Annotated in this window: 19 protein-coding genes; 11 read left to right on the top strand and 8 right to left on the bottom strand. The window is 69.8% G+C overall.

The features are described from left to right. The first annotated feature begins 344 nt into the window (after window positions 1–344). Window positions 345–1052, top strand: coding sequence for a YggS family pyridoxal phosphate-dependent enzyme (locus WYO_RS14025; protein WP_047170825.1), 708 nt, complete (start codon window positions 345–347; stop codon window positions 1050–1052). Between the two features lie 3 nt (window positions 1053–1055). Here WYO_RS14025 and WYO_RS14020 read toward each other — a convergent pair whose 3' ends face one another. Further along, window positions 1056–1553 carry a L,D-transpeptidase family protein gene (locus WYO_RS14020; RefSeq protein WP_081496978.1) on the bottom strand — a complete coding sequence of 166 codons (498 nt, stop codon included), beginning with the start codon at window positions 1551–1553 and terminating at the stop codon, window positions 1056–1058. A 448-nt stretch (window positions 1554–2001) separates the two neighbouring features. Here WYO_RS14020 and WYO_RS14015 point away from each other — a divergent pair, with 448 nt between their 5' ends. The 4 genes from WYO_RS14015 to WYO_RS14000 all read left to right on the top strand — a co-directional run bounded on the left by WYO_RS14015 (window position 2002) and on the right by WYO_RS14000 (window position 5090). Next, window positions 2002–2688, top strand: coding sequence for a response regulator transcription factor (locus WYO_RS14015; protein WP_007563457.1), 687 nt, complete (start codon window positions 2002–2004; stop codon window positions 2686–2688). Window positions 2689–2811: 123 nt separating this feature from the next. Further along, window positions 2812–3261: a Crp/Fnr family transcriptional regulator gene (locus WYO_RS14010; protein ID WP_007563456.1), complete on the top strand. Its 450-nt coding sequence runs from the start codon at window positions 2812–2814 to the stop codon at window positions 3259–3261. A gap of 97 nt (window positions 3262–3358) precedes the next feature. After that, window positions 3359–4204: a 2,3,4,5-tetrahydropyridine-2,6-dicarboxylate N-succinyltransferase gene (gene dapD / locus WYO_RS14005; protein WP_007563455.1), complete on the top strand. Its 846-nt coding sequence runs from the start codon at window positions 3359–3361 to the stop codon at window positions 4202–4204. Between the two features lie 25 nt (window positions 4205–4229). Further along, a complete protein-coding gene (locus tag WYO_RS14000; RefSeq protein ID WP_007563453.1) occupies window positions 4230–5090 on the top strand; it encodes an alpha/beta hydrolase in 861 nt (286 codons plus the stop codon). A 260-nt stretch (window positions 5091–5350) separates the two neighbouring features. On the opposite strand, the gene WYO_RS13995 is transcribed toward WYO_RS14000, so the two are convergent. Next, the gene (locus tag WYO_RS13995; protein ID WP_007563452.1) at window positions 5351–5923 is read right to left on the bottom strand and encodes a glutathione S-transferase family protein; all 573 of its coding nucleotides are present in this window, start codon (window positions 5921–5923) and stop codon (window positions 5351–5353) included. Window positions 5924–6013: 90 nt separating this feature from the next. On the opposite strand from WYO_RS13995, the gene WYO_RS13990 reads away from it, so the two are divergent. Continuing rightward, entirely contained in the window at window positions 6014–6679 is a 666-nt protein-coding gene (locus WYO_RS13990; RefSeq protein WP_007563450.1) for a WYL domain-containing protein, read from the top strand. Between the two features lie 90 nt (window positions 6680–6769). On the opposite strand, the gene WYO_RS13985 is transcribed toward WYO_RS13990, so the two are convergent. Then, window positions 6770–7216 (bottom strand): hypothetical protein, encoded by a 447-nt coding sequence (locus tag WYO_RS13985; protein WP_007563449.1) that lies wholly within the window; start codon window positions 7214–7216, stop codon window positions 6770–6772. A gap of 246 nt (window positions 7217–7462) precedes the next feature. Between WYO_RS13985 and WYO_RS13980 the strand changes: the two genes are divergently transcribed. The 5 genes from WYO_RS13980 to holA all read left to right on the top strand — a co-directional run bounded on the left by WYO_RS13980 (window position 7463) and on the right by holA (window position 13489). Then, window positions 7463–8332: a phosphatase PAP2 family protein gene (locus WYO_RS13980; protein ID WP_039902952.1), complete on the top strand. Its 870-nt coding sequence runs from the start codon at window positions 7463–7465 to the stop codon at window positions 8330–8332. Between the two features lie 131 nt (window positions 8333–8463). Further along, complete coding sequence (locus WYO_RS13975; protein WP_007563447.1) at window positions 8464–10707, top strand: TonB-dependent siderophore receptor; 2244 nt, start codon at window positions 8464–8466, stop codon at window positions 10705–10707. Window positions 10708–10819: 112 nt separating this feature from the next. Continuing rightward, window positions 10820–11773 (top strand): AEC family transporter, encoded by a 954-nt coding sequence (locus tag WYO_RS13970; protein ID WP_007563446.1) that lies wholly within the window; start codon window positions 10820–10822, stop codon window positions 11771–11773. A gap of 119 nt (window positions 11774–11892) precedes the next feature. After that, a complete protein-coding gene (gene lptE / locus WYO_RS13965; protein WP_039902944.1) occupies window positions 11893–12438 on the top strand; it encodes an LPS assembly lipoprotein LptE in 546 nt (181 codons plus the stop codon). Between the two features lie 7 nt (window positions 12439–12445). Beyond that, window positions 12446–13489 carry a DNA polymerase III subunit delta gene (gene holA / locus WYO_RS13960; protein ID WP_007563444.1) on the top strand — a complete coding sequence of 348 codons (1044 nt, stop codon included), beginning with the start codon at window positions 12446–12448 and terminating at the stop codon, window positions 13487–13489. A gap of 211 nt (window positions 13490–13700) precedes the next feature. Here the strand turns inward: holA and WYO_RS13955 are convergent, their stop codons facing one another. The 5 genes from WYO_RS13955 to WYO_RS13935 all read right to left on the bottom strand — a co-directional run bounded on the left by WYO_RS13955 (window position 13701) and on the right by WYO_RS13935 (window position 18476). Further along, a complete protein-coding gene (locus tag WYO_RS13955; protein WP_039902943.1) occupies window positions 13701–14615 on the bottom strand; it encodes a ParB/RepB/Spo0J family partition protein in 915 nt (304 codons plus the stop codon). A gap of 60 nt (window positions 14616–14675) precedes the next feature. Next, window positions 14676–15569, bottom strand: coding sequence for a ParA family protein (locus tag WYO_RS13950; protein WP_007563442.1), 894 nt, complete (start codon window positions 15567–15569; stop codon window positions 14676–14678). Continuing rightward, entirely contained in the window at window positions 15566–16201 is a 636-nt protein-coding gene (gene rsmG, locus WYO_RS13945; protein WP_007563441.1) for a 16S rRNA (guanine(527)-N(7))-methyltransferase RsmG, read from the bottom strand. Before rsmG ends, WYO_RS13950 begins: the two co-directional genes overlap by 4 nt. Next, the gene (gene mnmG, locus WYO_RS13940) at window positions 16198–18087 is read right to left on the bottom strand and encodes a tRNA uridine-5-carboxymethylaminomethyl(34) synthesis enzyme MnmG (protein WP_007563440.1); all 1890 of its coding nucleotides are present in this window, start codon (window positions 18085–18087) and stop codon (window positions 16198–16200) included. The genes rsmG and mnmG overlap by 4 nt, the downstream gene beginning before the upstream one ends. A gap of 167 nt (window positions 18088–18254) precedes the next feature. After that, complete coding sequence (locus tag WYO_RS13935; protein WP_007563439.1) at window positions 18255–18476, bottom strand: heavy-metal-associated domain-containing protein; 222 nt, start codon at window positions 18474–18476, stop codon at window positions 18255–18257. Window positions 18477–18480 lie beyond the last annotated feature (4 nt).

Genomic DNA, 18480 nt, shown 5'->3' with positions numbered 1-18480 from the left:
CGGAGCCGGTCAACGGATGCAAGGAGCCGGGCTTGCGCGCGACGCACGACAGCTTAGGTCGGCGGACAACACACACGGTACACGAGAGGGCCCGCACCAGGTCGGTCCCACCCATCCCCCTCATCCTGAGGCGGCGGAGCGAAGCGGAGACCTCGAAGGAGGTTTCCAGCCAGCAGCGCGATCTCTGGAGGGCTCCTTCGAGGCCCAGCGATCTTCGATCGCTGGGCACCTCAGGATGAGGGGGTGGGTGGGATCGCCCTTCTCCTGGGCGGGTCCGGCAGCGACAGGACAAGCCCATGACGGACGACGCGATCACCGACTCGAATGCCCCCCCGACGGACGGGATGGGCCAGCCGACCGCCAAGCCGCCGGTCGGCGAGGCCGATGTCGCCGCCGGGCTCGCCGAGGTCCGGGCCGCCATCGCGCAGGCGGCCGAGGATTCGGACCGCGACCCGGCGACGATTCAGCTCGTGGCGGTCTCCAAGACCGTGCCGGCGGCGGGCATCGTCCCGGCCCTGGAAGCGGGGCACCGGGTGTTCGGGGAGAACTACGTCCAGGAATCCACCGCGAAATGGCCGGCGCTGCGCGCCCGCTATCCGGATGTCGAGCTGCACCTCGTCGGGCCGCTGCAATCCAACAAGGCCCGCGAGGCGGTGGCCCTGTTCGACGTGATCCACTCCCTCGACCGGCTGTCGCTGGCGGCCGCGCTCGCCAAGGAGATCGACCGTTCGGGCCGGGCCCCGAAGCTGCTGATCCAGATCAATACCGGCGCGGAGCCGCAGAAGGGCGGGGTCCTGCCTGACCAGCTCGCCACCCTGCTGGCCGAATGCCGCGACACCCACGGCCTGGCGATCCAGGGGCTGATGTGCATCCCCCCGGCGGACGACCCGCCCTCGGCGCATTTCGCCCTGCTCGCCGGGCTGGCGCGCGAGCACAACCTGCCGATCCTCTCCATGGGCATGAGCGCCGATTTCCCGGCGGCGATCCAGCAGGGCGCGACCCATGTCCGGGTCGGGACGGCCATCTTCGGGGCTCGGGCCCGGAAGGCGTGAGCCTCACCCAATCCGCAAATGCGTCCGCGGTCCGAGGCGCCTGAGGAGCCGCAGCAGGTCCGCCCGGGCGAGCGCCACGCAGCCCTCGGTGGGGCGGTAGCCGTCCCGGGCGATGTGCAGGAAGATCGCCGAGCCCCGCCCCTTCCGGATCGGGGCGCGGTTGTAGTCGAGGTCGATCACCACGTCGTAGAGCCCGTCGTCCCGCCACATCGCCTCGGCGCTGACGCCCGGGGCCGGCAGGCGGATCGGCCGGTTGTAGCGGCGGTCGCGGCTTTCGTCGCACCAGCCGTCATCCGGGCGGGTCGCCCGCAGGGGTAACGCCGTAGGCGGCCGCAGGCCCAGATGATCCGGCCGGTAGGCGCCACCCCGCAGGCGGAAGCGTCCGCGCGGCGAGCCGCCGTCGCCCTCGCGCTTGTCGCAGACGATGCCGCCCGCCCCGAGGGCGCAGGGGATTACGGCCGGGCCGACCAGGAGTTGCCCCCGGCGGCGGTCGCCGACCATCGCCCGGACCCGGATCTCGCTCAAGGTCACGCGAACGGGTCCGGGCCGCTCACGCCGATGTCCACGCACCAAAGCCCCCTCCCCTGCCGGCGACACGCGCCCCGTCCGGCCCGCGCTGCCGCGGGTCTGGGACGGATCGGCGGGCGTTATGCCCGGTATCCAATACCGAAACCGCGAAAAATTGCGCGCAAGGCAATTTCCGGCCACAAACGCAGCCCTATCCTTGCCGTGGAACCCAGGCCGTCGAAGCCGGGATTCGGGAGCGAACCAGCCCACCGCCCTGCGACGGGGGGACCGAACGCCCTCGGATTCCGGAGCGCCGGCCCCGTTTCCCTGGAGCCAGCCGTGTTGTCACACGATGGGCGGCGTGCTCCAGATCCTTGTCATCGCACGCCGTTTCCGGACCACGACTCGTCCGGTCCCGCAGCGTGTTCCAGGGCCCCGGACGATGTCGAATGTCTATCGCCTGCTGATCTGTGACGACGACGCGATCCTGCGCGACACGCTCACCGAGCAGCTCGATCTCTGCGAAGAATTCACCGTGGTCACCGAGGCCAACGCGGCGGATGCGGTCCGGCGGGTCGGGGCCGAGCGCATCGACCTGGCGGTGATGGATGTCGGGCTGCCCGATCTCGACGGGCGCGAGGCCGTGCGCCGGATGCGCGCCGGCGGCTTCCGCGGCCCGGTAATCATGCTCACCGCGCAGGATTCCGAGGCGGACCACGTCGAGGGCCTCGAGGCCGGCGCCAACGACTACGTCACCAAGCCGTTCAAGTTCGGCATCCTGCTCGCCCGGATCCGCGCGCATCTGCGCAGCCACGAGGCCTCCGAGGACGCGGTGTTCCAGATCGGTCCCTACACGTTCCGGCCCGGCGCCAAGCTGCTGGTCGGCGAGCGCGGCTCGAAGCTCAAGCTCACCGAGAAGGAGACCGCGATCCTGCGCTTCCTGTACCGGGCCGGCCGGGCCGTGGTGAACCGCGACACGCTGCTCGCCGAGGTCTGGGGCTACAACGCCCACGTCACCACGCACACGCTGGAGACGCACATCTACCGGCTGCGCCAGAAGATCGAGCCGAACCCCGCCACCGCGGCGATCCTCGTCACCGAGGGCGGCGGCTACAAGCTGCTGCCCTGATCGGCGCGCGTCAGGGCGAGCCCCCGGAGCCGGGCCCGATTGCCACGCGATCGGAAACCGCTTTAGGGATTTGCGTGTAGGCGAGACCGAGGCTCGTTTGCGCGCAGGTGGTGGGGCGGTTCTTTGGGGCTCGACGACGACATCGCGATCCTCGCAGACGCGCCGCTGTTCGGCTTCCTCGACCGGGACGCCCTGCGCCTGCTGACCTTCGCGGCCGAGCGGCGCGAGCTGGCCGACGGCGACCTGCTGTTCGCCCGCGGCGACCCGGCCGATGGCGGCTTCGTGGTGATGTCGGGCACGATCCGGCTCGCCCCCCGGGTCGCCGAGGCCGAGCCGGTGCGGGCCGGGCGCTCGGCGCTGATCGGGCAGCTCGCCCTGTTCGTGCGCGGCACCCGCCCGACCGAGGCCCGGGCCGAGGGCGCCGCCGAGGTCATGCGGATCACCCCGACGCTGATGCGCCGGGTGCTGGAGGAATTCCCCGCGGCCGCGCAATCCGTCTACGACACGCTGGCGATCGACCTGGTCGACCTCGTCGCCGATCTCGACCGCGTGCGGGTGCTGCTGGAGGATTGAGCGGGGTGGATTGCGGCTGCCCCGGGTGACAGCCCCGATACCCGCTTGTAAGCACGGGCTTCCGCAGAATGTCCCTCCGCAAGAGCAGCGTGCGCCCATGTCCACCTCCGACCTCGCCAAGACCATCGAGACGGCCTGGGAGGAGCGCGCCGGCATCTCGACATCCACGCAGGGCGCCGTGCGCGAGGCGGTCGAGGAGGCGCTGAACCTGCTCGATTCCGGCAAGGCCCGGGTCGCCGAGAAGGGCGGCAATCAGGATTGGGTCGTCAACCAGTGGCTGAAGAAGGCGGTTCTGCTGTCCTTCCGCCTCAACGACATGGCGGCGATCGAGGGCGGCCCCGGCGGCGCGCCCTGGTGGGACAAGGTCGCCTCCAAGTTCGCCGGCTGGGGCGAGGCCGAGTTCCGCGCCGCGGGCCTGCGCGCCGTCCCGGGCTGCTTCGTGCGCCGCGGCTCCTACATCGCCCCGGGCGCCGTGCTGATGCCGAGCTTCGTCAATCTCGGCGCCCATGTCGGCGAGGGCACGATGGTCGACACCTGGGTGACGATCGGCTCCTGCGCGCAGGTGGGGAAGAACTGCCACATCTCCGGCGGCGCCGGCATCGCGGGCGTGCTCGAGCCGCTCCAGGCCAACCCGGTGATCATCGAGGACGATTGCTTCATCGGCGCCCGCGCCGAGGTGGCCGAGGGCGTGATCGTCGGCCAGGGCAGCGTGCTGTCCATGGGCGTCTATATCGGCGCCTCGACCAAGATCGTCGACCGGACCACCGGCGAGGTGATGTACGGCCGCGTGCCGCCCTACTCCGTGGTGGTCTCGGGCACGATGCCCGGCAAGGCGCTGCCCGACGGCACCCCGGGCCCGGGCCTGTACTGCGCCGTGATCGTCAAGCGCGTCGATGCCGGCACCCGCTCCAAGACCGCCATCAACGAGCTGCTGCGCACCTGATTCTTTGGGACTCGAGGACGGTCCGGTGGAGACGACGCGCAAGAACCTGGACCTGATCGTGGCGGGCCGGCCCGTGCCGACTCCCTGCGACGTGATCGGCACGGGGCGGGACGCGCTGCTGCTGCCGGCCCTGTCCACCATCTCGGACCGGGCCGAGATGCGCGATCTCGCCCACGCCCTCGGCTCGGAGTACCGCTGCCTGGTGCCCGACTGGCCGGGCTTCGGCGCCCGGCCGCGGACCCGCCTACCGCTGGAGCCGGGCACCCTGCACGCCTTCCTGGACGCGCTGCTCGCTGCCGCCCCCGGCCCCTACGCGATCGGGATCGCGGCGGGCCATGCCGCCGGCTACCTGGTCGCCGCGGCGCGACGACACCCGAAAGCCTTCGAGCGTTTGGTGCTGGTGGCGCCGACCTGGCGCGGGCCGCTGCCCACCGCGATGCCGAGCCGGGCGCACTGGTTCCCGCGGATCCGCCGGGCCGTGGAGGCGCCGGTGCTCGGCGATGCGCTCTACCGGCTCAACATCAGCCCGCCGATCATCGGCCGGATGATGCGCGCCCATGTCTACGCCGACCCGGCCCACGTCACCCCGGCCCTGGTCCGGGCTAAGCACGCGGTCACCCGCCAGCGCAACGGCCGGTTCGGCACCGCCGCCTTCGTCACGGGCGGCCTCGACCCCGTGGGCGACCGCACCGCCTTCCTGGACCTGTTCGGGGACGGCCTGCCGCCGACCCTGGTGCTGCGCCCCGAGAAGGCCCCGCGCCGCTCCGGCGCCGAGATGGACGCGCTGATCGCCCACGGCCGGGTCACGGGCGTCCCGATCCCCGGGGCACTCAGCCCGCACGAGGAGTTCCCCAGCGCGGTAGCGGCCGCGATCCGGACGGGATGACCTGAACAGCCCAGGTTTCAAGGCCTGTCCCACCACCTCCAGGGTGTTTGCAGCAGCGGACTGTCCCGCCTGCCCCAAGACGCTGGGTTCTTCCAGAGGCCGTTGCGGAAACCACCCCGTTTTCCCAGGGCCGCGAAGCGGAGCCCGGGGCGCCCCGGGATAACGGAGTGGAGGCTGATGCCTCGGCGGAAATCCGGATTTCGTTGAAGGAGTCTCGAGGCGAGGATCGTGTCGGCCAACCCGATCCTCGCGACTGGCGCTCAGGACATGGCTTCTCCCATCATCCCCGCGCAGCGTTCCACCCAATCCCGCACGGCCGGATCATCGGGGGTCATTTCCGTGAACCAGTGAAAGGGCGAGCTGCACAGCATATCCACGGCGCTGAACCGATCGCCCAGAAGCCAGGGCTTCTGGCGAAGCGGCTCTGCCAAGCGCTCGATCATCGTATCGAAGTTACGCAGGCTCGCTTCGATCGCCGGATGGTCGATGCCCGCCCATTTGAGGATCAACAGCGGCTCCATCACGCCCTGATAATAGAATAGCCAGGACAGATAGGCGCCACGCCCCGCCTCGCCGGGTAACGGAGCAAGCTTCGCCTTCGGATACGTATCGGTTAGATACAGGATGATCGCCCCACGCTCCCGCACGGCATCGGTGCCGTCCGTCAGATAAGGCACTTTCTTTTCGGGGTGCGGATTTGCGGGATCGGGGTGTCCCGACCCATCCAGTCGGGCGATGCTGACGTCGCGGATATCGAGATCGGCACCGAGCATTCTCGCCAGCGCGACCACTGTATCGGAACGCGATTGCGGCGCGTGGTAGAGAACCGGCACGGGAGCCTCCTTGGTCATGAGAGAGGCCGCAGGATAGAAAGGGCGTCCTGACAGAATACGGCAGCAGACGTGGCGCGACACGACAGGCTGATGCGATTGCTGGACGTGTTGCGGCGGCTGCCTCAACCCGTCACGGCCACGCGCTTGGCGGCAGAGACGGAGATCTCGTTGCGGCAGCTCTACCGCGATATCGCGACCTTGCGCGCAGGCGGAGCCTTGATCGATGGCGCGGCCGGTTACGGCTACACGCTCACGGAAGACCCGGCATTGCCGCCACAGAGCTTCTCCCGCCTCGAGATCGAGGCCTTGCTGCTGAGTGTTGCCAGTCTCGGCGATCTGGGCGACGAAAATCTCGCCGAGGCGGGACGCACTGCGCTGGCCCGCATCATCGGAACCCTTCCCGATCGTCAAGCGCGTCAGGCCATGCATGCCACGATGCATTCCTGGCGACCGCCAGCGGTACGCGCGGCCATCACCATCGACCTGGAAATCCTGCGTCAGGCTTGCTGGGACGAGCAGAGCGTGCGGATCGCCTATCGCGACAGGTCCGGACAGCGATCCGAGCGCGAGATATTCCCGCTGGGTATGTCCTACAGCCCGAGGACGCTGATGCTGGTGGCCTGGTGTCTCCTGCGCGAAGCCTACCGGACCTTCGAAGTCGCCTGCATCGAGGGGCTTCAGCGCGGCGACACCAGCTTTCGTCCACGCCGGGCGGAATTGCTGCGCCGATATATTGCGGTTAGCAAGACATATTGAAGCGTGTTGATGATTTTATTCGATATTGCTTAGAAATCCCAGACTCTAAAAGATCCGCGACTCTTTAGAGGCGCGGGCCGACCCCTGGCCTCATCCGGGCTCAGCCTTCGGGAACCCATGTTCCGGCGGCATCGTGATCACGCCGCGATGGCAGGGGAAGCGGGCGCGCTGGAGCGGGTCCGGCCCGGTGAAGATCAACCGCGTCCGGAACGACACCGGGCTGACGCACAAGAGATAGCCCCGCAGGGCCTTGTCGTCGGGTACGAACAGGGCGGTCGTCAGATACCGGCTCTCCGCCCGGACCCAAGCGGGCATTCGCAATCCCCAGCGCCGTGCCAGATGCTCCCCGGCCCCGCCCAGGAACGCATCGGCCTCCGGAAGCCCGAGCAGGCCCGGCTCGTCGGCGATGAACGCCGCCTGCCGCGCGACATCGCCGTCGGCGGCGTAGAAGGCGTCGAGGAAGTCGCGCAGATGGTGCTCCCAATCCCCGTCCTCCCGCGCCCGCTCGACGACCTCCGCCAGGGAATGCGGTCTCATGGCGCCACCGGCAACGAAGCCTCCAAGAGGCGGGGGCGGTCGAGGGGCTGGGCCATGCGGTCGAGAAGCCGAGATGGGGACGCCACAGCGTGCGCCCGGCCGGCAGCCCCGGTCAACCGACGCCCGACCGTCACGGCGCCCTCTGGACAGGATCGGAGGCCTGTGCGCGGACTGAACCGTCCGGCCGAGCCGTTCGTTTGTCTGCGGGAGCGGCCCGCCTCCTTGCTCGACACCGCCACGGATCCGATGCTGCGCACCCTGTCCCTGCCGGCCCTCGCCGTCCTGATCGCCGCCGCGACACCTGTGCGCGCCGAGGATCCGCCCTCCCCTGCCCCGTCGACCCCGCCGGCGGCGCCGTCCGTGGGGGCCGAAACGCTCAAGCCCGGCAAGCCGGCGGTGAAGCCCTATCTGGCCGACATGGCCATTCCCGACGCCCTCCAGATCCTGCCGCCGCCGCCGGCCCACGATGCCCCCCTCGACAAGGCCGACCGGGCGGCCTTCAACGGCACCCGCGCCCTGAAGGGCAGCGCCCGCTGGGAGATCGCCGCCAACGACGTGTCGGAGGGCGCGACCGCAGTCCTCGACAATTTCGCCTGCGTGCTCGGCACCCGGCTCGACCAGACCCGGGTGCCGGCGGTGCTCAACCTCCTCGAGCGCGCCCGGCTCGATCTCGCGCGCGCGACCCGCGGCCCGAAGGTCCATTACCGCCGGCTGCGCCCCTTCGTGGGGAACGAGGCGCCGATCTGCGTCCAGCGGACCCAGGCGCTGACCGACAGCTTCAGCTACCCGTCCGGCCACGCGACCCAGGGTTGGGCCTACGCGCTGATCCTGGCCTCCCTGGTGCCCGAGAAGGCGACCCCAATCCTGGCCCGCGGCCGGGCCTATGGCGAGAGCCGGGTCGTGTGCGGGGTGCACTGGCTCAGCGACGTGGCGGCCGGGCGGATCACCGGCTCCTCGGTCCTCGCCACGCTGATGGGCGATCCGGGCTTCCGGGCCGATCTGGAAAAGGCTCGCACCGAGTTGCGGGGCGCCCTATCCGGCGGCGGCACGGCACCCGACCAGGCCACCTGCACCCGCGAAGCGGAGGCCCTGCGCGAACCGCCGCTGGAGTTCTGAATGCGAATAACTTCAGATTTTAACAGCTCTAAGTGTGTGATTTGCAACACATTTTTGGGTTGATCAACGACGCGTGAACGATGAATCCTGAGAGCGAAGCGCCGTCAAACAGCGCATCTCAGGGTTTGTCCATGTCCATGCGTACCGGCCGCCTCGGGCTGCTCCTCACCTCCACGGCTCTGGCCACCGCTGCCATCGCACCGCACGCCGCCGCGCAGGGCGCCAACGTGCAGCTCAACGAGATCTCGGTGGAGGCCGCCCGCCCGGCTTCCGCGCCGGCGGCCGGAGCGGGCTTCGGCGGAGCGAATGTCAGCGGTGGCGACGGCAACAGCGCGGCCACCAGCGGCGGGGGCGGCGGTCCGTCGGGGGTGACCGGCTATGTCGCGCGGGTGAGCCCGACCGCCACCAAGACCAACACACCGCTGATCGAGACCCCGCAATCGGTCTCCGTGGTCACGCGCGAGCAGCTCAACGATCGCAATGTGCAGAGCCTCAACGAGGCGGTCGCCTACACGCCCGGCGTGTCGAGCAACGTGTTCGGCTTCGACCCTCGTGCAGACTCCTTCTACATCCGCGGATTCGCCGAGACGTACGACGGCGTCTTCCGCGACGGCTTGCGTCAGACGGGTGTCGGCTTCGCTGTCCCCCGTATCGAGCCCTACGGCACCGAGGCGCTCACCATTCTGCGGGGGCCGGCCTCGGGCCTCTACGGCCTCGGCTCGCCCGGCGGCATCGTCGACGTGACGAGCAAGCGCCCGGTCTTTGCCCAATTCGGAGAGGCCTGGTTTCAGGGGGGCAGCTTCGACCGCTACCAGGGCAACTTTGACCTCGGCGGCCCCATCGAAGGCTCGGACGGAACGATGGCCTATCGGCTCACCGGCGTCGTGCGCCAGTCCGACACGTTCCTGCCCGGACCTGGCGTTCGAGACGACCGGTTCACCATCGCCCCCGCCTTCACGTGGCGGCCCTCGGCCGACACAACGTTCACGCTGCTCACCGAATTCCAGGAGTCGATCGTCCCGGGCAATGCCAGCTTCTACAACTTCCCGGGTTTCCGCGTATCGCGGATCTACTCGGGCGACGGCGCACTCAACACTTATCGGACAGATCAGCACCGGGTCGGTTACGCCTTCGAGCACGTTTTTTCGCCGGACCTGATCTTGCGGCAGAACTTCCGTTATTCCGGCGTCGACGCGAACTTCTCATACACACAGGTCGACTCGGTGACGGGCCTCAGCGCTCAGCGGTCCACCGGCCTGTTCAAGCAGTCCCTCGCCTCGTTCGCGGTCGATACGCAGCTTGAGGGCCACCTCCGGACTGGACCGATCGCGCACACACTGCTGACCGGCGTCGACTATTACCATTATGACTTCTCGAGCATCGCCGGTTTCGGCGTGGCTCCCGATCTCAACTTGTCGACGTTGAACTACGGCCAACAACCGATCAGCCGGCCGACCATCGACCGCTCGTCGCGTCAGGCGCAGGATCAGGTCGGCCTCTATGTCCAAGAACAGGCCAAATGGGGTAAATTCGTCCTGACATTGACGGGACGGCAGGACTGGGTTGCCTCAGACACGGCGAGCGTCACGCGGGGCATCGCCGCCGGCCCGCAGGGCCAGAATGACAGCGCCTTCACGTACCGTGCCGGCCTGAACTACGAACTCGCACCCGGCCTCGTTCCCTACGCAAGCTACGCGACGACCTTCACCCCCCAGGTCGGCGTCAACGTCGTCACCGGACGCCCCTACAAGCCCGCCACCGGCGACCAGATCGAGGCAGGGGTGAAGTACCTGATCCCGGGCACGAACATCAGCGCCGCCATCGCGGGCTTCGATATCAACCAGACCAGCATCCTGCGTCAGGATCCCACGAATTTTGCCAACCAAGTGGCGACCGGTGAGGTCAACTCACGCGGTTTCGAGATGGAAGCCACGGCAAATTTCGCGCCGGGGACCAATCTGACCGTCGCCTACACCCATCTCGATTTCCGCTTCATCAAGCAGACCTCGGCCGTCACCGGTGCGCCGATCGACGGGAACCGCCTCTCTGGCATTCCGGGGGATACCTTCGCGTCCTTCCTGACGTACCTGTTCCCACCCTCTTCTGCCCTACGCGGATTGACGATCGGCGGCGGCATCCGGTTCAACGCCAACAGCTTCGCCAACGACGAAAATACGGCTCGCAACCCAACCGTGACGCTGTTCGACGCGCTGGTCGCCTACGATTTCGCGGCCCTCGATCCGAAATACAAAGGCTTCCGGGCGCAGATCAACGCGTTCAACATCTTCGACCGCGATTACTACAACTGCCAGGCCGGCTTCTGCTACCGCGGCGCCCCCGCCACGGTGATCGGAAGCCTGATCTACCGCTGGTAGACGCCGGACCGGGATGGGGCAGGGGAGCATGGCAGATCCCCGCTCCCGGCATTGGAGGTCGGCGGCACATCCGTCCTAAGGCCGGAGCATAATCCTCCGACTTGGGCCGCCCATGCTCTCGACCCTCCTGGTCGTGCTGCCGATCTTCGCGCTGATCTTTTCGGGCTGGCTGGCCCGGCGGCTCGGCGTGCTCGGCGCTGCCGCGACCACCGAACTCAACCGCTTCGTGGTGTTCCTGGCCCTGCCGGCGCTGCTGTTCGACGTGACCGCGCAGGTCCATTGGAGCGAGATCTGGAAGCCCGGCTTCATCGGCGCCTTCGGGTTGAGCAGCCTGGCGGTCTTCGCGGTCACCGTGCTGCTCCGGCGGGCCGGAGGGCATCCGCTCAGCGATGCCGCCGTGGACGGGCTCAATGCCGGCTATCCCAATACCGGCTTCATGGGCTTCCCCGTGGCACTGATCGCCTTCGGCCCGGAGGCGCTGGCCCCGACCACCGTGGCGGCGATCCTGACGGTCTGCGGGGTGTTCGCCGTCGCGATCGTGCTGATCGAGATCGGGCTCCGGCGCGAGGCGCGGGGTGCCGGCCGGGACCGGCCGGGCGTTCCGGTCTGGCTCGCGGCCGGCCGGTCGCTGATCCGCAACCCCCTCCTGGTCTCACCGGCGCTCGGCGCCCTGATACCGATTGCCGGCCTCACCCTGCCGGCGTCGGTCGAGTCCTTCCTGAAGCTCCTCGGCGGGGCCGCCTCGCCCTGCGCCCTGGTGGCGCTCGGCCTGTTCCTGGCCCAGAAGCGCCGGCCCGGAGCCGCGCAGCCCCGGGCGGCCGCCCTGCTGGTCGGCCTCAAGCTCGTCGGGCAGCCCGCGCTCGCCTACGCGCTCGGCCGTTACCTGTTCGACCTGCCGCCGCTGCTGCTGCACGTCGCGGTGCTGATGGCCGCCCTGCCCACCGGGACCGGCCCGTTCATGCTGGCCGAGTTCTACCGCCGGGAGGCCGACCTCACCTCCACGGTGGTGCTGGTCTCGACGATCCTGTCGATCCTCACGGTCTCGGGCTATCTGGCGACAGTTTGAAACGACACGACCACGCTCTTGCCGCAGACAAATCGTAACGGTTGCTGCGTAGCGTCATGGCGCGGCCCTCCGGGTCCGCGCTAAACACGATCGAACAGAGCGGGGCGGACGGCGACGTGATGGTGCGTTCGGGAGTATCGGTTGCGGGCCGGATCGGCCGCCTCGCCTGCGTCGCCGGCCTGGCGCTGAGCCTGTCGGCCTGCTTCCGCCCCCTCTACGGACCGACCGCCTCCGGCGAGACCGTGCAGGCGCTGCTCGCCGCCGTGCAGGTCGACGACGTGGCGATGGCTCAGGGCCAGGAGCGGCTCGGGCATTACCTGCGCAGCGAGCTGATCTTCGAGCTCGACGGATCGGGCCAGCCCGCGAGCAAGCGCTACCGGCTGAAGCTCTCGGGCTCCGAGATCGTGCAGACCCCGATCGTCTCCTCCACCACCGGCCGCGCCGAGGCCGGCACGCTGGTGGCCAACATCAAGTACAGCCTGGAGGATATGGCCGGCGCCAAGGTCTACACAGAGGGCGTGGCGACCTCGACCGCGACCTACGACCGCTCGGTCCAGCGCTTCGCCAGCCAGCGGGCGGCGCGCGACGCCGAGATCCGCCTGGCCAGCGTGCTGGCGGACCAGATCAAGACGCGCTTGGCCGCCGTGCTCTCGACCAAGCCGTGAGCCGACTTTGACCGCGGTCAAGGCGGGCGAGATCGAGGGGCTGATCCGGCGCGGGCCGGATCCGCGCATCCCGGTGATCCTGGTCTACGGGCCTGATACCGGCCTCGTCACCGAACGCGCCCGCAAGCTCGCCGAGGACTTCGTCACCGACCCGGGCGATCCCTTCGCGCTGGTGCGGATCGACGGCGACACCCTCGCCTCCGATCCCGGCCGGCTCTGCGACGAGGCCGGGACGATGGGACTGTTCGGCGGCCGCCGGTCGATCTGGGTGCGGCCGGGCAGCCGCAACTACGCGCCGGCGGTCGAGGCGGTGCTGGGTGCCGCGGTGGCCGATGCCCGCATCGTCGTCGAGGGCGGCGACCTCGCGAAGAACAACCCGTTGCGCGTCCTCTGCGAGCGCTCGCCCAAGGCGCTGGCGATTCCCTGCTACGCGGATGACGAGCGCACGCTCTCCGACCTGATCGAGCGCACCCTGCAGGAGCGCGGCCTGCGCATCGACCGCGCCGCCCGGGAGGTCCTGGCCCGCAGCCTCGGCGGTGACCGCCGGGCCAGCCTGATGGAGATCGAGAAGCTCGCCCTCTACGCGGCCGGGGAGGGGCACGGGGACACGGTCGTCACCCTCGACCATGTCGAGGCCATCACCAGCGATGTGGCGGCCAGCGTGCTCAACACCCTGATCGACGCCGCCTTCGACGGCCGTCGCGAGGCGGTGGAGCGCGACTATCGGCGCTTCCGGCACGAGGGCCTGGATCCCGGCGTGGTGCTCGGCTCGGCCCTGCGGCACGCCCTGACCCTGCTGGCGACCCGCCTCGACAATCCCGACAAGACCCCGGCCCTGATGGCGGCCTCGTGGCGGGGGCTGCATTTCAAGCGCAAGGCCAGCATCGAGGGGCAGCTCGCCACCTGGCCGGCCGGTACCCTCCGGCAGGCGGTCAAGGCCCTTCAGGACGCGATCCTGGCCTGCCGGCGGGCCGAGCCGGAGCTGGCGCACGCCCTGGCCTCCGCGGCGCTGCTGCGGGTGGCGGAGGCGGGCGCCCGGCGGCGGCGTTAGGCCATCCAGCAGCTTCGCCTTCGACGAGGCAAGACGGTCTGCATCCATCCCATCCGCGCCCTCATCCTGAGGTGGGCCCGCGCAGCGGGCGCCTCGAAGGAGCCCTCCAGACGCCTCCGCGATTCCTGGAGCTCTCCTTCGAGGCCTTCGCTTCGCTCCGTCACCTCAGGATGAGGGAAGGGGTGGGATGGACGCCGGAAAGAAGCTTTTCTCAGCTCTCTTCCGAAACCTTGAACCGGTTGAGCAGCGCCTCGAGCTCGTCCCGGGTCTCGTAGCGGATCCGGATCTCGCCCGAGGCCTCGTCCTTGGGCTTGTAGGTCACCTCGACCCCCAGGGCCCGGCGGATCCGCAATTCCAGGTCGCGCACCGGGGCAGGGCGCTCGGCGGAGAGGCGCGGGCGGCCGGGGCGGGGGGTATCGGGGGCCGCAGCCTCGGCCGCCTCGGCGGCCGCCACCGCCTCGACCTCGCGCACCGATAGGCCCTCGGCCACGACCCGGCGGGCCAGGGTCTTGGGATCGCGCACCGCCAGGAGCGCGCGGGCATGGCCGGCCGTGAGCTCCCCGGCGGTGACCCGGTCCTGCACGGCGGGCGGCAAGTTGAGCAGCCGCAACGTGTTGGCGAGGTGGCTGCGGCTCTTGCCGAGGATCTCGGCCAGTTCCTTCTGGGTGTAGGCGAAGTCCTGCATCAGGCGCTCGTAGCCCGAGGCTTCCTCGATCGGGTTGAGGTCGGAGCGCTGGACGTTCTCCAGGATGGCGAATTCCAGGGAGGCGCGGTCGTCGATCTCGACGATCACCACCGGCACCTCGTCGAGCCCGGCCTTCTGGGACGCCCGCCAGCGGCGCTCGCCGGCCACGATTTCGAAGGCGCCCGGCACATCGGCCAGCGGCCGCACCACGATCGGCTGGATGATGCCGCGCTGGGTGATCGAGGTCGCGAGTTCCGCGAGTTCCGCCTCGCCGAAGCTCCGGCGCGGGTTGCGCGGGTTCGGGCGCAGGAACTCCACCGGGACCTTCCGCTGCGGCTCGATCTTGCCGTCGGTCTTGGCCGCCTGTCCGGCATCGCCGAAATCGCCGATCAGCGCCGCGAGCCCGCGCCCGAGACGGGGTCGTGCCCCCTCCTCCGCCATCCTTGTCACCCGTGTCACGCTCCGCACTCGATCCGTCCGAATAGGAAAAGGATCACACAATCATGCCGCCGCCGGCACGCGGCCTTCACGCTGGATCACCTCGGAGGCGAGGCGCAGATACGCTTGGCTGCCGGCGCATTTCAAATCGTAGAGCAAAGCCGGCTTGCCGTGGGACGGCGCCTCGGAGATGCGGACGTTCCGGGGGATCACGGTCTCGTAGACCTTGTCGCCCATGAAACCGCGGACATCCGCCACCACCTGGGCGGAGAGGTTGTTGCGCGGGTCGAACATCGTCAGCACGATGCCCTGGATGGTCAGCTTCGGGTTCAGGGCGCCGCGGACCTGCTCGACGGTGCGCAGCAGCTGGCTCAGGCCCTCCAGGGCGAAGAACTCGCATTGCAGCGGCACCAAAACCGCATCGGCGGCGGCCAGCGCGTTGATGGTCAGCAGGTTGAGCGAGGGCGGGCAATCGATCAGCACGTAGCTGATCCGCTCCAGACCCTTGGCCTGGGCGATGTCCTTCAGCACGCCGCGCAGCCGGTGGGCGCGGTCGGGCAGGGTGGCCAGCTCCATCTCCAGGCCGAGGAGATCCATGGTGGAGGGCGCGATCGACAGGCGCGGCACCGCCGTGGGGATCACCGCCTCGGCGAGCGAGGCCTCGCCGGTCATGACGTCGTAGGTCGAGACCTGGCGGCGCGCCCGGTCGATCCCCAGCCCCGTGGAGGCGTTGCCCTGCGGGTCGAGGTCGAGCACCAGCACGTCCTCGCCGATCGCCGCCAGGGCCGTGCCGAGGTTGATCGCCGTGGTGGTCTTGCCAACGCCGCCCTTCTGGTTGGCCAGCGCCAGGATCCGCAGGGGATGTCTCACGGACGGTCTTTCGGCAGGGGTTAAGACAGGATCGCTGGACGGATCCACGGACCGGTCGGCGGAATCGCCGAGGATCGCTTCGGTCATCGATGGCTCGGGGCGGCGAGGGCAGTGACGCGCACGATCCGGGCTTCGGAATCAGTCCGGCTCGGCACGAGGTCGTTAACGACTCTCCACTGCGCGGCCGCCTGGGTCAATTCAGCTTGCACGTCCCGGCCCTTCGGAAACAGGCCGGTGGTGCCCGTTTTCAACAGCGGCTCCGTCCAGGCGAGGAGCTGCGTCATGGGCGCGAGCGCGCGCGCGCAGACGATATCGACGCCCTGATACGCGCCGATCACTGTCTCGATCCGGGCGTTGCGCACCCGTGCCGGCGCGCCGGTGAGGCGGGCGGTCTCGGTGAGGAAGGCGCATTTGCGCGCGTTGCTCTCGACCAGATCGACCTGGATGCCGCGGTCGCGGCCCGCGATGGCGAGGATCAGGCCCGGGATGCCGGCGCCGGAGCCGAGATCCAGCCAGGTCCGGGCTTCGGGGGCGAGGTCGAGCAGCTGGAGCGCGTCGTCGATATGGCGGCTCCAGACCTCCGCCAGCGTGGCGGGGCCGACGAGGTTCTTGATCGGTTGCCAGCGCCGGAGCTGCGCGACGTAAAGGTCCAGCAGCTCGGCTGTTTCACGTGAAACACCGGAGGCGGCGAGGATTCGGGCGCGGTCCGGATCGCTCATGGCACGCGCCGTCCGGCATCGGGCGCGGCCCGTCGGGCATGGGCGGCCAACAGGGTGAGGGCGGCCGGCGTCACGCCCTCGATCCGGGCGGCCTGGCCGAGGGTGCCCGGCCGGACGGTCTCGAGCTTCACCCGCATCTCGTTCGAGAGCCCGCTGATCCCGGCATAATCCAGGCTCGCGGGCAGCCGCACCGCCTCGTCGCGCCGGAAGGCGGCGATGTCAGCGTTCTGCCGGTCGAGATAGACCGCGTAGGTCGCGTCGGTCTTGAGGCGGTCCGCGATCCGGGGCGCGGTCTCGGACAGCTCCGGCCAGATCGCGGCGAGCTGCGCCCAGGTGATCTCGGGATAGGCGAGCAGCTGGAACGCGCTGCGGCGTATGCCGTCGCGGTTCAGCATGATCCCATGCGCGGCGGCCTGGCTCGGGGTCAGGCTCACGGCATCGAGCCGGGCCCGCGCCTCTTGAAGCTCCTGCTGAGACGCCGCGAAATGATCGGCGCGATGACGGCCGACGCAGCCCAGCACGAGGCCCCGCGGCGTCAGCCGCTCGTCGGCATTGTCGACCCGCAGGGACAGGCGGTACTCGGAGCGCGAGGTGAACATCCGGTAGGGCTCGCTGACCCCGTGGGTCACGAGGTCGTCGATCATCACGCCGAGATAGGATTCGGCCCGGTCGAAAGCCGCGAGGTCGAGACCGCCGGCGCGCCGGGCAGCGTTGAGCCCGGCCACGAGACCCTGGCCGGCCGCCTCCTCGTAGCCGGTGGTGCCGTTGATCTGGCCGGCCAGGAACAGGCCGGGCAGGCGCTTCACCTGAAGCCCGGTATCGAGCTCGCGCGGGTCCACGTAATCGTACTCGATGGCGTAGCCCGGCCGCAGGATCGCGGCGCGCTCCAGCCCCGGGATCAGCCGGATGATCTCGCGCTGAACCTCCTCGGGCAGGGCCGTGGAGATGCCGTTCGGGTAGATGGTCGGGTCGTCCAGCCCCTCCGGCTCGAGGAAGATCTGGTGCCCCTCCCGGTCGCCGAAGCGCACGACCTTGTCCTCGATCGACGGGCAGTAGCGCGGCCCCCGGCTGGCGATGCCGCCGGAATACATCGGCGAGCGGTGCAGGTTGGCGCGGATCAGGTCGTGGACCGCCTGGGTGGTCCGGGTGATGCCGCAGCGGATCTGCGGCGTGGTGATTTTCTCCGTCAGCGTCGAGAACGGCACCGGCTCGGCATCGGCCTCCTGCATCTCCAGGCCCGACCAGTCGATGGTCTGGCCGTCGAGGCGGGGCGGGGTGCCGGTCTTAAGGCGGCCGAGCCGCAGGCCGAGCCGGTCGAGGGTCTGGGCCAGCCCGATCGCCGGCGCCTCGCCGACGCGGCCGGCGGGGATCTGGCGCTCGCCGATATGGATCAACCCGCGCAGGAAGGTGCCTGTGGTCAGCACCACGGCGGCGCAGGTGATCACCCGCCCATCCGCCAGCACGAGACCGGTGAGGCGCCCCTGCGAATCGCGGGTAAGGTCCTCGCAGGCGCCCGCCACCACGGTGAGGCCCGCGGTCTCGGCGATGGCCGCCTGCATGGCCGCGGCGTAGAGCTTGCGGTCGGCCTGGGTGCGGGGACCGCGCACGGCCGGTCCCTTCCGGCGGTTGAGCAGGCGGAACTGGATGCCGGCCGCGTCGGCGACCCGGCCCATCAGCCCGTCCAGGGCATCGACCTCGCGCACGAGATGGCCCTTGCCGAGCCCCCCGATGGCGGGATTGCACGACATGGCCCCGATCGTGGCGGGGTCGTGGGTGACCAGCGCCGTGCGGGCGCCGCAGCGCGCAGCCGCGGCCGCCGCCTCGACGCCGGCATGGCCGCCGCCGACGACCACGACGTCGAACCGGTCGGATGAGGTGGTGAGCATGCGGGTGATTACGCGGGCGCGGCGGGAGCGGTCAACGCGTCCGGCAAGCGCTGAAGATGCGCGTGGTCGGTGGGGCGGCCTTCGCCCGGCCGCCACCGATGCGCTTCCGCTGCGGCCCCTTACGACGAGGCCGGGGAGGGGGACTGGCCGATGAGAGAGAACGCCGCTCAGCCGGTCATCGCCGTGGCGGTGTAGCCGGCCTTCGTCAGCGCATCCGCGATGACCAGGGCCTGGGCATCGGTGCGGATCGCGACACGCCCGGCTTCGCGGTCGACCTGGATCTCGGCCGCCGGGTCGATCCGGTTGACCGTACGGGTCACCGCGGCGGCGCAGCCGTCGCAGGTCATCCCCTCCACCTGCATCAGCAGGTCGGCGCGCATCTCGTTCATCCGG

The sequence above is a fragment of the Methylobacterium sp. GXF4 genome (assembly GCF_000272495.1).
GTDB lineage: Bacteria > Pseudomonadota > Alphaproteobacteria > Rhizobiales > Beijerinckiaceae > Methylobacterium > Methylobacterium brachiatum.
Note: the sequence above shows the minus strand (reverse complement) of the source record. Positions and strands in the feature narration are given on the sequence as shown.